The organism is Inquilinus limosus MP06, from assembly GCF_000767795.1.
Lineage (GTDB): Bacteria > Pseudomonadota > Alphaproteobacteria > DSM-16000 > Inquilinaceae > Inquilinus > Inquilinus limosus_E.
Genome location: NZ_JANX01000132.1, coordinates 1 through 12,555, shown reverse-complemented (window position 1 = coordinate 12,555; position 12,555 = coordinate 1). Strand labels below are relative to the sequence as shown.

Genomic DNA, 12,555 nt, shown 5'->3' with positions numbered 1-12,555 from the left:
CCACAGCGCCACCATCGCCGTGTTCGCCACCGGCGCGCCGCCGCCCACCGCCACCAGGCCGAGGCCGAGGATGCCCATGGTCAGCGGCATCAGCATCATGGTCAGCCGCATGCTGCGCTCGAGCAGGAAGCCGCCCAGGAAGGTGCCCAGGAAATTAGCGATGCCGAAGCCCAGCAGGATGCCCGACACGCCGGTGATGCCGACGCCGGTCACCGTCTCCAGGAACGGCCGGATGTACGTGAAGAACGCGAAGTGCCCGGTGAACACCAGCAGCACCGCCAGCATGCCGAAGCCGACCTGCGGGCGCGCCAGCACCTCGACCAGGGTGCGCAGGCTGGTCCGCGTGTTCGGCGCCATCCGCGGCAGCGTCGCGACCTGCACCGCCAGCGCCAGCAGCCCCAGCGCCGCCGCGATCAGGAACACGCCGCGCCAGCCGATGATGTCGCCGAAATAGCTGCCCAGCGGTGCGGCGGCGACGGTCGCGGCGGAGACGCCGCTGAACAGCAGCGACAGGGCGCGCGGGATCAGCGCGTCGGGCACCAGCCGCATCACCGTCGCCGCCGCCATGGTCCAGAAGCCGCCCAGGGCCACGCCAAGCACGACGCGCGCCAGCAGCAGGGCCGGCAGGCCGGGGGCGAAGGCGACCAGCAGGTTCGACACCGTCAGCAGGATCGAGAAGGCCAGCAGCACGTGGCGCCGGTCGATCCGCCGGGTCGCGGCCGAGACCAGCAGGCTGGTCACCAGCGCCACCACCGCGGTCGCCGTCACGGCTTGGCCCGCCAGGCCTTCGGTCACGCCGAGATCCGCCGCCATCGGCGTCAGCAGGCTGGCCGGCAGGAACTCCGCCGTCACCAGCCCAAACACGCCGAGCGTCATCGAAAAGACCGCGCCCCAGGCCGGCTCCTCCCGCGCCGGCGCAGCGCCTGTCCGCTGTGTTCCCTCGATCATGGGACCATCCTTTGAAGAGAGAGATTTTGATGCAGTGCAGCAGAAGGTAGGATGGACTCCCCGGACGATCTATGTCAGACACTCCGGAATGTTTGATCGTCCGTCCGAATTGCGATCCGAACACCCGGCACCCCGGCAGCCCTCGCGGCCCGCCGGTGACCTGGTCAGCGAGCTGCTGCTGGGCATGCGGCTGTTCGGGGTGAACTACCGGCGGATCGCCATCGCGCCGCCCTTCGGCATCGGCTTCGGCACCGTCCCGGGCCGGGCCCAGTTCCACTTCGTCGCCCGCGGCCCGGTGGTGCTTCGCACGGCCGACGGGACGCTGCACGCGCTTAACTCGGGCGACGCCGTGCTGCTGCCGCGCGGCGGGCCGCATGAGATGCTGTCCGCATCCGACCAGGCCAGCCGTGACATCTCCAGCTTCGAGGGCGAGACGCTGTGCCAGAGCGTCCGCATCATCCGCGCCTGTCCGGAGGGCTGCGACCCGGACTCGGGCGCGCTGATCTTCAGCGGCTGCATGGAGTTCGACCTCGGCGGCATGCACCCGCTGGTGGCGCTGATGCCGGAGGTGATGCTGGTCGGCACGCTGCTGCACCGCTACCCCGAGATCCTGCCGATGCTGGAGGCGATGGCGCGCGAGGCCTGCGACGAGCGCGCCGGCTTCGCTGCGATCCTGGCGCGGCTGGCCGACGTCGTTTCCGCCTCCATCGTCCGCGGCTGGGTCGAATGCGGCTGCGGCGAGGCCAAGGGCTGGATCGAGGCGCTGCGCGACCCGCGCCTCGGCCGCGTCATCGCCGCCATGCACCGCGACCCCGGCCGGGACTGGACGGTGGCCGAGCTGGCGGCCGAAATGGGCGCGTCACGGTCGGTCTTCGCCGAACGCTTCCTCGCCGTCACCGGCCTGACCCCGCTTCGCTACGTCGCCGACCTGCGGATGCGCCTGGCCGCGCAATGGATCGGCCGCGACCGGATGCCGATCGAGGCCGCGGCCCACCGCCTGGGCTACGGCTCGCAGGCCGCTTTCAGCCGGGCCTTCAAGCGGGTGATCGGCCGGTCGCCCGGGGCGGTCCGTACCGCCCCCGCCGGTGCCGGCGGTCAGACGTTCGAACTGTAGAGGGTGTCGACCACCGCGTCGGTGACATGCCGCCTCGTGGCGGTGCCGCCGACATCCGGGGCCAGGATCCGGCGCGGGTCACCGGCTCGAACGCCCGCATCAGCCGCTCGGCAAGCGAGACGCCAACCTTAAAATAAATCAGGATTTTGTTCTTATTTTTCTATACATCATAATATTTCTATGCTGTAGATGCGTAGATTATAGTGTGATTGATAATCAAGGAAGAGAATGTATCTAAAATTTACTGATGCTTCCGCCAATGATTGCCAGTCTCTATGGCGTCGATGGCAGTGATGCCTGCCGGCGGAGGTGGTGCGATGGTTTCGCTATGGAGACAATTTGATGTCGCGGTTGGACATCTCGAAGATCTGTGATCGCATTGCCGTGCAGACTCCCTATTTCGCCTTCGGCGAGCTGCAAGGCCTTTCGAGCGGGGCCGTCCGTGGCGTCTTCGCTTCAGAGCAGACAAACGGCTACGAGCGCGGGCCGATCGCTTCGGCCGAGGTTGGGCGGCATCTCGCCATCCTCGGCTCCTGCGCCGCCGTGGCCGGGCAGGCGACGGAGCGCATCTATTATCTCGCGACCAAGGCGCGCTTCAGCACCCTCGACGGCGCTCAGCCGAGGGAAGCAGGGCGGATCTTCGAGGCGACCGCCGAGACGGTGAGCCATGACCGGCGTTCCCTGAAAGCGCAAGCGATCGTATCGGACGGGCGGCCTTTCGCCCATCTGCACTGCGATTACCAGGCCTTGCCGGAACGGGTGTTCCAGCGGCTGTTCCAGGAGTACCGGGCGGCGGAGGTCCCTCCCGCCGAGGAGTCTCCCTACCGGGAGCCGATCCCGCTGGAATTCGACGCACCTCAGGCGCTGTCGCTCACGGCGCGCAGCCAACCTTTGGCGCCGGCCCGGTGCGCCGGTCACTTTCCGGGCTACCCGGCATGGCCGGTCGCGATCATCGCCGAAACCATCGCCCAGGTGGTGAGCCGCCTTCTGCACCACATTCTGGGCAAGGAGACCGACTATTCCGTGGTCCGGACCGACATCGCGGCGCTCAAGCTTGTCTCCGCCGCCACGCCGCTGTCGTTCCTCGTCGACTGCCTTTCGGCCTCGCGCACCCTGTCGCACTACGTCTTCTCCGCGCGGGTGATGTGGGGCGAAGAGATCGTCGCCACTCTGGACACCGAACTGCGCGTATAGCTGGCCGCCCATCCGCTCTCCGGCGGTTCTCAGTTCGCCCGCATGCGGAACAACCGGCTTGGCAGCGCCGCGCCGAGGACGCGGCCGATCAGCGGCCAGGCCAGCATGACCAGGCCCAGCGTGGTGATGCTGCCGACCAGTGCGTTCGACCAGAACACCGACAGGTCGCCGCCGGACATGATCATCGACTGGCGGAACGCGTCCTCCGCCTTGTCGCCCAGCACCATGGCCAGCACCAGCGGCGCGATCGGGTAGTCGAGCCGCTTGAAGACATAGCCGGTGATGCCGAAGGCCAGCACCAGCCCCATGTCGAAGGGCGAGTTGGCGACGGTGTAGGCGCCGGCGAAGCACACCACCACGATCACCGGCCCGATCACGGCGAAGGGGATGCGCAGGATGGCGCCGAACACCGGCACGGTCGCCAGCACCAGGGCGACGGCGACGACATTGCCGAGATACATGCTGGCGATCAGGCCCCACACGAAGTCCGGCTGGTCGATGAACAGCATCGGGCCGGGCGTCAGGCCCCAGATCATCAGCCCGCCCATCATCACCGCGGCGGTGGCCGATCCGGGCACGCCCAGCGCCAGCATCGGCAGGATGGCGCAGGTGCCGGCGGAGTGGTCGGCGGCCTCGGGCGAGACGATGCCGGCCGGCTCGCCCTTGCCGAAGCCCTCCTTGCGGCGGGCGAAGCGCCGGGCCAGGCCGTAGCTCATGAAGCTGGCGGCGGTCGGCCCGCCGGGGGTGATGCCCATCCAGCAGCCGACCAGCACGCTGCGCAGCAGCGCCAGCCATTGCCGCGGCAGCTCGCGCATGGCGCGTCCGACATCGCGCAGCCCGACCCGGGCGCGGATGCCGTCGAAGCGCAGCCCTTCCTCCATGGTCAGGATCAGCTCGCCGATGCCGAACAGGCCGATCACCGCGACCAGGAAGCTGATGCCCTTGATCAGGTCCGAAAGGCCGAAGGTCAGGCGCAGGTTGCCGGAGACGGTGTCCATCCCGACCGTGGCGAAGGCGAAGCCCAGCATCATCGAGACGATGGTCTTCATGGGCGACCCGGTGCCCATGCCGACGAAGGAGGCGAAGGCCAGGAAGTACACGGCGAAGAATTCCGGCGAGCTGAAGCGCAGCGCGAACTCCGCCACCCAGCCGGAGAGCAGGGTGATGACCACGACCCCGGCCAGGGCGCCGAATCCGGCCGACAGGAAGGCGAGCGTCAGCGCCCGTGCCGCCTGGCCCGCCCGGGCCATCGGGTAGCCGTCGAAGGTGGTGGCGACCGAGGACGGCTCGCCCGGGATGTTGAACAGGATCGAGGTGGTGGAGCCGCCGAACAGCGCGCCCCAGTACATGCAGCTCAACAGGATGATGGCCGAGACCGGGTCCATGGCGAAGGTCAGCGGCAGCAGCAGCGACACGCCGTTCGGCGCGCCGAGGCCGGGCAGCACCCCGACCAGGATGCCGAGCATCACGCCCAGCACCATCAGCATGAGGTGGTAGGCGCTCAGCACCGTGCCGAAGCCGTCGACGAGATGGGCGAGGTTGTCCACGGGGAGGTCTCCGGATGTCAGGCGAGGCCGAGCCAGGCCTCGACCGGACCCTTCAGCAGCGGCACCTGGAACCAGGTCTCGAACACCAGCCACAGCAGCGCGGCGACGCCGAGCCCGACCGGCACGGCCGTCCGCAGCCGGTAGCCGCCTTGCAGCGCCATCACCCCGGCGAGGTAGAGGGCCGAGGCGGCGTAGAGGCCGAGCGGCAGCGACAGCACGACGAAGGCCGCCATCGGCCCGAAGAAAGCGGCGACCCGGCGCAGCCGCACGCCGTCGAGGAACACCGCGCCGCCGCCGCCGGCGCGCGACCGGATCGCCTGCACCAGGGTGCCGAGACTGCCGGCGACGATGATCAGGCCGACGGCGAAGGGGAAGGTCCCGGGCTCGGGCCCCGCCTCGTTCCAGCCGATGCCGCCCTGCAGCCCGCCGACCGCGACCGCGGCGCCGGCCGCGCCGGTGGCCAAGGACGCCGCGCATTCCATCGCGAAGCGGGAGATGCCGCCGCTCTCACGTCCATCACGTTCAGACATCACCTGTCGGCCCTTGTCTTGCGGGATCTTTCAAAACCGCCTTCACCGTCATTGCGAGGAGGCGAAGCCGACGAAGCAATCCAGGGGCTGGTGCGAGCGGCCCTGGATTGCTTCGCTGCGCTCGCAATGACGGTGTTGGAAATTTTGAACAGATTTCCCCTTGCGGAGAGGCATCCTCCGTCAGCCGGCGAGCCAGCCCTGCTTCTGGTAGACCGCGCGCACCCGGTCCTGCTCGGAGCGGATATAGGCCTGCCACTCGTCGCCGGTCAGGAACCTGCCGCTCTGCGAGCTCTTGGCCAGGTAGTCCTGCCATTCCGGCGTCTCGCTGACCTTGCGCAGCAACTCGGTGTAGAAGGCGGTCGCCTCCGCCGGCACGCCGCCGGGCAGCCAGACCGCGCGCGGCATCTGGTAGCTGTCGATCGGGATGCCCTCGTCGCGGCACAGCGGGATGTCGGCCCAGCCGAGGTCGCCCGACACCTTCGGGCCGGCCGGCAGGCGCTGCGTGGCGAAGACGCAGAGCGGCCGCACCATGCCGGCCTGCCACTGGCCGCGATTCTCATTCGGGTTGTTGGTGTTGCCGTCGATATGGCCGCCGGCCAGCTGCACCGCGGCCTCGTTGCCGCTCTTGAAGGGGATGTAGGTGAAGCGGGTGCCGGTGGCCTCGCCGACCATGGTGACCAGGGTCTGGTCGACATCCTTGGACTGGCTGCCGCCGAACTTCAGCGCGCCCGGCTTCTCCTTGGCCGCGGCCAGCAGCTCGGCCGCCGAATTGTAGGGCGACTCGCCGTTGACCCACAGCACGAACTCGTCCATCGCCATCGCCGCCACGGGGGTCAGGTCCTCCGGCGCGTAGGGCAGGTTGGCGACGAAGGGCAGCAGGTATTCGTTGTTGGTGCCGAACACCAGCTTGTGCGGGTCGCCGGCGGCGCCCTTGCCGTAGACGAAGCCTTCGGCGCCGCTGCCGCCTCCCTTGTTGGTGACGATGATCGGGCGGTCCACCAGCTTGTGCTTGACGATGATCGCCTGCACCGCCCGGGCGAAGCTGTCGGTGCCGCCGCCGGGACCGGAGGTGACGACGAACTCGATCGGCTTCTGGGGTTCCCAGGCCTGTGCGGAAACGGCCGGCAGCAGCGCGGCCAGCGCCAGGGTCAGTGTCTTGAGCATCTTCGTTCTCCTCCCTTTGCTTGTGGTTGACGGGCCGGATCAGCCGGCCGGGGGGCGCCTCCGGGCCGCCATGCGGGCGGCCAGCAGCACCGCGGCGCGGCTGGCGCCGATATCGGCGATGCCCAGGCCTTCGATGTCGTAGGCGGTGCCGTGGGCGGGGGTGCAGATCGGGAAGGGGAAGCCGCCCAGCATGGTGACGCCGCGGTCGAAGCCCATCAGCTTCATCGCGATCTGCCCCTGGTCGTGATACATGGTCAGCACCGCGTGGCAGCCTTCCTTCGGCGCCCGCAGGAAGACGGTGTCGGCCGGGTAGGGGCCGACGACGTCCAGGCCCTCCGCCGCCGCGGCGCGGACCGCGGGGCCGATCACCTCGATCTCCTCGCGCCCGAAATTGCCGCCGTCGCCGGCATGCGGGTTGAGGCCGGCCACGGCGATGCGCGGTCGGTCGATCCCGGCGGCGCGCAGGCAGCCGGCGGTCAGCGCCAGCTCGGCCCGGATGCCGTCCGCGGTGATCGCCGCGGCCACGGCCGACAGCGGGATGTGCGAGGTGACCCGCGCGTTCCAGATCGTGTCCAGGATGTTGAATTCGCGGGCGGCGCCGGACCAGCCGATGGCGTCGGCGACGAAGCGGATCTCGTCGTCGTAGCCCGGATACGCATAGCGCATCGCCTGCTTGTTGAAGGGGGTGAAGCACACCGCGTCGGCTCCACCGGCGGCGGCCAGCCGCAGCGCCCGGCGGAAGTTCTCGGAGGCGAAGCGCCCGCCGGCCAGCGTCGCCTCGCGCGGGGTCACCTCGGCCGGGTCGAGATGGCCCAGATCGACCAGCACCGGCCGGTCGCTCGGCGCCGTTTCCCCGGTGCCCGGCTCCAGGTCCAAGGTCACGCCGGCCGTCCGGGCGCCGGCGTCGAGGATGCGGCGGTCGCCGAACACCACGAATCGGGCCGCGGCACGGATCTCGTCCAGCGCCAGCAGGCGGGCGGTCAGCTCCGGGCTGATGCCGGCGGGATCGCCCATCGCCAAGGCGATGACGGGACGGGCGGAGGCTTCGGTCGGCCGGATGTCGGGCTGGGCTGCCACGGTGCTCCCCAAGATCTTCTTGCTTCTGGAGGGGACGGTAGCAGGCATGCATGCACACATCAAGCATGCTGCACTCTGCATGCAGAATGCTGAGATTGACGTCCCGAGGGGTTCTTCGCCATCCTGGCCGGGCCGGGCGATGCCGCCGGCGGGGCGAGAGGACGGGATGGAACTGGACCTGCAGGACGCGTTGGCCGACAGCCCGGGCGGCCCGATCGCCCGCCCGTCGCTGCACGACCAGATCGTCGGCCGCATCCGCGACATGGTGATCGAAGGCGTGCTGCCGCCCGGCGCGCGCATCCATGAGGGCCAGCTGGGGGCGCAGCTCGGCGTCTCCCGCACGCCGCTGCGCGAGGCGCTCAAATACCTCGCCAGCGAGGGCCTGCTGGACCTGGTCCCGGGCCGTGGCGCGGTGGTGAAGCGCTTCTCCGCCAAGGAGGTGCAGGACATGCTGGCAGTGCTGGGCCTGCTGGAGGCCGAAGCCGGCCGGCTGGCCTGCGCCGACGCTGCGGATGCCGGCATCCGCGAGGTCCGCGCGCTGCACGACCGGATGCTGGAGCATTACCGCCGGCGCGAGCGGCTGGAATACTTCAAGCTGAACCAGGCCATCCACTCGGCCATCCTGCACCTGTCCGGCAACGCGGCGCTGGTGACGGTGCACGGCATCCTGCAGTCGCGGCTGAAGCGGATCCGCTTCATCGGCAACGGCAGCGAGGAGAAATGGGCGGCGGCCGTGGCCGATCACGAGGAGATGATCGCGGCCCTCGAGGCCCGCGACCCGGAGCGGCTGGCCGCGATCCTCAGCGCCCATATGAGGGAGAGCTGGAACCGGGTGCGGGAGGCGATCTGAGCGCCGCGCCGGCCGGGATTTCGGCTAACAACTCCTAACAACGGCTCGCACCCGGTCCCCGCCGGCCTCGTGTAGTGATGATGTCGGAGCGGCCGCGGGCGACGATCTTCGTCCGCAGCCTCTACGACCTCGGACCCGCGCCGGGGTCTCCTTCAATCAATCGCCTTCGAAGACCGCACCAGGTGCGTCGCCGCGGGATCCAGAACATGGATCGATCGCCCGGCCCGGTGCCAGCAGGAGTGCCCCCACCATGATGGTTCCGAAAGCGCCCGTGTCGCGGCGCATCCTCGCGGCCTCCGCCCTGATCGGCAGCCTGTCGCTGGCCCTGCCTATGCTGGCCCGGGCCGAGACAGCCGGGCCGCTGATGGTCGCCCAGGCGGGCAATGCCATGGCGTCCGCGGCCGCGCAGCGCCCGGCTGACGACGTCTCGATCCGGCCCTTCCAGTTCCATGCCTCGGACGCGGCCCTGGCCGACCTCAAGGCGCGGATCCTGGCCACCAAATGGCCTGGCCGCGAGCTGGTGAATGACGGCACCCAGGGCGTGCAGCTTGAGGTGATGCAGGCGCTGGCCCGGTACTGGGCGGCCGACTATGACTGGCGCAAGTTCGAGACACGGCTGAACGCGCTGCCGCAATTCGTCACCACCATCGACGGGGTGGACATCCACTTCATCCATGTCCGGTCGAAGGCGAAGAACGCGCTGCCGATCATCATCACCCATGGCTGGCCCGGCTCAGTGATCGAGCAGCTGAAGCTGATCGGCCCGCTGGCCGACCCTGTGGCCCATGGCGGCACCGAGGACGACGCCTTCGACGTGGTGATCCCGTCGCTGCCGGGATACGGCTTCTCCGCCGCGCCGACCGAGCTGGGCTGGGACCCGGCGCGGATCGCGCGGGCCTGGACCGTGCTGATGGGGCGGCTCGGCTACACCCGCTTCGTCGCCCAGGGCGGCGACTGGGGCGACGCGGTGACCGAACAGATGGCGGTGCAGGCCCCGGCCGGGCTGCTGGGCATCCACACCAACATGCCGGGCGCGGTGCCGCCCGACATCGAGGCGGCGCTCGCCGCCGGCGGTCCGGCCCCGGCCGGCCTGTCGGCCGATGAGCAGCGGGCCTACGGCCAGCTCGACTTCTTCTACAAGCATGGCCTGGCCTACGCCCAGGAGATGGCGGCCCGGCCGCAGACGCTCTACGGCATCGACGATTCCCCGATCGGCCTGGCGTCCTGGATGCTGGACCATGACGCCCGCAGCTACGAGCTGATCGCCCGCGTGTTCAACGGCGAGAGCGAAGGGCTGAGCCGCGACGACATTTTCGACAACATCACGCTGTACTGGCTGACCAACACCGGCGTGTCCTCGGCCCGGCTGTACTGGGAAAACAAGCTCGCCTTCTTCGCGCCGAAGGGGATCAGGATCCCGGTAGCGGTCAGCGCCTTTCCGGACGAGCTGTACCAGGCGCCCAGGAGCTGGGTCGAGAAGGCCTTCCCGAACCTGCTCGCCTACAGCCGACAGCCGAAGGGTGGCCACTTTGCGGCCTGGGAGCAGCCCGAAGCCTTGACCCAGGACCTGCGGGCGGCATTCAAGCCGCTGCGCTGACGGGACCGGCGTGGGAGGGCGGAATGCCACCGTCCGGCATGTTACAAATGCAATCGCTATAGCATGATCGTGCGCTATGGTTCGTGATACGTTCGTTGTGTGGGCGCAGATTGTTCCGATTGGGGTGCCGAGCCATGCCTGGTGAGGGGCGGGCGGGCCGGCATCTGCGCCTGCACGCCGGGCGGCCGAGATCTACCTGGAGGTCGCCTCGGCAGCCTGCGAGGAGGCCGTGCAGGCTATGACGGCAAGGGACTATCCGGCCGGCCTCACATTGCCAGCCCGGCGAAGGGATCACGCCATGCATCGATGCGATTCAGCCGGTCGTGCCAGCGCGTGATGTTGGTGTATTGCGTCACCGGGATGGCGGCGCTCTCGGCGAAGGGCAGGGCGGTCGCCACCCGGAAATCGGCATAGGTCGGGCGGTCGCCGACCAGCCAGGTGCGCCCGGCCAGGATCTCGTCCAGAACAGGGCCGCAGACCGCCAGATCCTCGGCCGCGTCGTCCAGGGCTCTCTGGTTGGCGGGGCGCGCCAGGAATTGCGGCCGGATCAGGTTCTCGAAATAGAACACGTCGGCGGCCCGGGTGAAGTGATGGGTGCCCCAGCTGACCCAGCGCAGCATCTCGACCATGCGCTCATCGGTCGGCCAGAACTCGCTGCCCGCCAGGGTGGACAGGCGGTAGACGATGGCGTCGGTCTCCCACAGCGGGGTGCGGCCCTCCTCGGTCAGGATCGGCACCCGGGTGTTCGGGTTCAGCGGCCGGAACTGCTCGCGATAGCGCGGGTCCATCGGGCTGGCGCGGACGAACTCGACCGGCGAGCCGAGATGCTTGGCCACCGCCACCGCGACACGCGGGTTGAGGTTCGGGGAATAATAGAGCTTCACGGCACTGCCTCCTGCACAGGATGGATCGCAGGGCGATTGCCCTGCAGCCCTGGTCGCACGGGGGGGGAAGGAATCGACAGGGCTGTGAATGAAGGTGCTCGGCGGATAGACCGGAGCCACCCCCTCACCCGAAATCGCTTCGCGATTTCGACCTCTCCCCAAGGAGAGGTGAAGGGCGCCGACCCTGTTGCCCTCTCCTTGGGGAGAGGGAGGGGCCCGCCGCGTTGGCGGCGGGAGGGTGAGGGGGCGAGCCGCTGGAGTCTCTTAACGCACCGGCTCTGCAGATCCCCGCATCCGCCGGTAGACGAACTCCGGCGGCGCCTCGCTGTGCGCCGCGGTGCGGGCCAGGCCCATCATCGTGTCGTGGAACGGCGACAGCGCACAGGCCGGGTCCGTCGCATCCGCCCGGCCGGTCAGCGCCAGGGCCTGGCAGCGGCAGCCGCCCCAGTCGACCTCGCGCTGGTCGCAGCTGCGGCACGGCTCCGGCATCCAGGCGGTGCCGCGGAAGCGCTGGAAAGCATCCGATCCTGCCCAGATCTCCGCCAGTGGCCGGTCGCGCACGGATTCGAAGCCGAGGCCGGAAATGGTCTCGGCGGCGTGGCAGGGCAGAACCTTGCCGGACGGGGTGATGTTCAGGAAGCGCCGGCCCCAGCCGCCCATGCAGGCCTTGGGCCGCTGGGCGTAGTAGTCCGGCACGACATAGTCGATCACCAGCGCGCCGCGCAGCGTCTCCCGCGCCCTCTCGACCACGGCGCTGGCCTGGTCCAGCTGCTCGCGGCTCGGCATCAGCGCGTCGCGGTTGTGCAGGGCCCAGCCATAGTATTGGACATGGGCCACCTCGACCCGGGCGGCGCCGAGTTCGACCGCCAGGTCGATCATCTCGCCCAGCCGGTCGAGATTCTGCCGGTGCACCACGGCGTTCAGGGTCAGCGGCAGGCCCTCCTCCCGTACCCAGCCGGCGAAGGCCAGCTTCTTCGGCTGCGCCCCGGGATAATGGCCGATACGCTCGGCCGATTGCGGGTCGGTGTCCTGGATGCTCAGCTGGGCGTGGTCCAGCCCGGCCTCGACCAGGGCGTGGAAGCGGTCGCGGTCGATGGCGACGCCGGAGGTGATCAGGTTGCTGTACAGCCCGGCGTCACGGGCGCCGCGGATGAGATCCTCCAGGTCGCGGCGGACGGTCGGCTCGCCGCCGGAGAAATGCACCTGCAGGATGCCGAGATCCGCCGCCTCGCGGATCACCCGCAGCCACTCCTCGGTCGACAGCTCGTCCCGCGCCCGGTCCATCTCCAGCGGGTTGGAGCAGTAAGGGCATTGCAACGGGCAGCGATGCGTCAGCTCCAGCAGGGCGGCGAGCGGCGGCTCGGGGCGGGGGGCGATCTGGTTCATGACGCCAGGATCCGCTTGACGGTCAGGTCGTCGATCAGCTGCACCACATCGGCCTCGACCTCGCCGGGCTCGGCCTCGAAGCTGCGGGCCAGGTCGGCGACGATCTCGGCCACGGTGGCGGTGCCGTCGCAGCGGCGGACGATCTCATGCGCGGTCTCGTCCAAGAGGATCACCCGCTCCGGCGCCAGCACCACCCAGCTCTGCCGCGCCTCGTCCCAGCGCAGCCGCCGACCCCCGCGCCAGCCGCGGGCGCGAGGGCGCGGT

12 protein-coding genes are annotated in these 12,555 nt (G+C 69.6%); 4 read left to right on the top strand and 8 right to left on the bottom strand.

Features of this window, described 5'->3' with window-relative positions:
• Positions 1–948 (bottom strand): MFS transporter (locus P409_RS12910; protein WP_034836739.1); only part of this gene is annotated, 948 nt, incomplete at its 3' end.
• Between the two features lie 88 nt (positions 949–1,036).
• On the opposite strand from P409_RS12910, the gene P409_RS12905 reads away from it, so the two are divergent.
• Together P409_RS12905 and P409_RS12900 are read left to right on the top strand one after the other, a co-directional pair.
• Entirely contained in the window at positions 1,037–2,062 is a 1,026-nt protein-coding gene (locus P409_RS12905) for an AraC family transcriptional regulator (protein WP_034836737.1), read from the top strand.
• Positions 2,063–2,404: 342 nt separating this feature from the next.
• Positions 2,405–3,256 carry a hypothetical protein gene (locus P409_RS12900; protein ID WP_034836734.1) on the top strand — a complete coding sequence of 284 codons (852 nt, stop codon included), beginning with the start codon at positions 2,405–2,407 and terminating at the stop codon, positions 3,254–3,256.
• A 29-nt stretch (positions 3,257–3,285) separates the two neighbouring features.
• On the opposite strand, the gene P409_RS12895 is transcribed toward P409_RS12900, so the two are convergent.
• From P409_RS12895 to P409_RS12880, 4 genes are all read right to left on the bottom strand, one after another.
• On the bottom strand, positions 3,286–4,803 hold the full coding sequence (locus P409_RS12895; protein ID WP_034836732.1) for a tripartite tricarboxylate transporter permease: 1,518 nt from the start codon (positions 4,801–4,803) through the stop codon (positions 3,286–3,288).
• Positions 4,804–4,820: 17 nt separating this feature from the next.
• Positions 4,821–5,333, bottom strand: a complete 513-nt coding sequence (locus P409_RS12890; protein ID WP_034836729.1) for a tripartite tricarboxylate transporter TctB family protein — start codon at positions 5,331–5,333, stop codon at positions 4,821–4,823.
• Between the two features lie 180 nt (positions 5,334–5,513).
• Entirely contained in the window at positions 5,514–6,497 is a 984-nt protein-coding gene (locus P409_RS12885; protein WP_034836727.1) for a Bug family tripartite tricarboxylate transporter substrate binding protein, read from the bottom strand.
• Positions 6,498–6,536: 39 nt separating this feature from the next.
• On the bottom strand, positions 6,537–7,574 hold the full coding sequence (locus tag P409_RS12880; protein WP_238578673.1) for a 4-hydroxythreonine-4-phosphate dehydrogenase PdxA: 1,038 nt from the start codon (positions 7,572–7,574) through the stop codon (positions 6,537–6,539).
• A gap of 166 nt (positions 7,575–7,740) precedes the next feature.
• Here P409_RS12880 and P409_RS12875 point away from each other — a divergent pair, with 166 nt between their 5' ends.
• A complete protein-coding gene (locus tag P409_RS12875; RefSeq protein ID WP_034836725.1) occupies positions 7,741–8,424 on the top strand; it encodes a GntR family transcriptional regulator in 684 nt (227 codons plus the stop codon).
• Positions 8,425–8,674: 250 nt separating this feature from the next.
• On the top strand, positions 8,675–10,021 hold the full coding sequence (locus P409_RS12870; RefSeq protein WP_034836723.1) for an epoxide hydrolase family protein: 1,347 nt from the start codon (positions 8,675–8,677) through the stop codon (positions 10,019–10,021).
• A gap of 266 nt (positions 10,022–10,287) precedes the next feature.
• Here P409_RS12870 and P409_RS12865 read toward each other — a convergent pair whose 3' ends face one another.
• The 3 genes from P409_RS12865 to pqqD form a co-directional block, all read right to left on the bottom strand.
• A complete protein-coding gene (locus P409_RS12865; RefSeq protein WP_034836721.1) occupies positions 10,288–10,905 on the bottom strand; it encodes a glutathione S-transferase family protein in 618 nt (205 codons plus the stop codon).
• A gap of 264 nt (positions 10,906–11,169) precedes the next feature.
• A complete protein-coding gene (gene pqqE, locus P409_RS12860) occupies positions 11,170–12,291 on the bottom strand; it encodes a pyrroloquinoline quinone biosynthesis protein PqqE (protein WP_034836718.1) in 1,122 nt (373 codons plus the stop codon).
• Positions 12,288–12,555 (bottom strand): pyrroloquinoline quinone biosynthesis peptide chaperone PqqD (gene pqqD, locus P409_RS12855; protein ID WP_034836715.1); only part of this gene is annotated, 268 nt, incomplete at its 5' end. The genes pqqD and pqqE, both read right to left, overlap by 4 nt.

Bases quoted from the DNA above. Each gene is read 5' to 3' on its own strand.
- P409_RS12875 (WP_034836725.1), top strand. From the start codon at position 7,741: ATGGAACTGGACCTGCAGGACGCGTTGGCCGACAGCCCGGGCGGCCCG.
- P409_RS12905 (WP_034836737.1), top strand. From the start codon at position 1,037: ATGTTTGATCGTCCGTCCGAATTGCGATCCGAACACCCGGCACCCCGG.
- P409_RS12885 (WP_034836727.1), bottom strand. From the start codon at position 6,497: ATGCTCAAGACACTGACCCTGGCGCTGGCCGCGCTGCTGCCGGCCGTT.
- P409_RS12900 (WP_034836734.1), top strand. From the start codon at position 2,405: ATGTCGCGGTTGGACATCTCGAAGATCTGTGATCGCATTGCCGTGCAG.
- pqqE (WP_034836718.1), bottom strand. From the start codon at position 12,291: ATGAACCAGATCGCCCCCCGCCCCGAGCCGCCGCTCGCCGCCCTGCTG.
- P409_RS12890 (WP_034836729.1), bottom strand. From the start codon at position 5,333: ATGTCTGAACGTGATGGACGTGAGAGCGGCGGCATCTCCCGCTTCGCG.
- P409_RS12870 (WP_034836723.1), top strand. From the start codon at position 8,675: ATGATGGTTCCGAAAGCGCCCGTGTCGCGGCGCATCCTCGCGGCCTCC.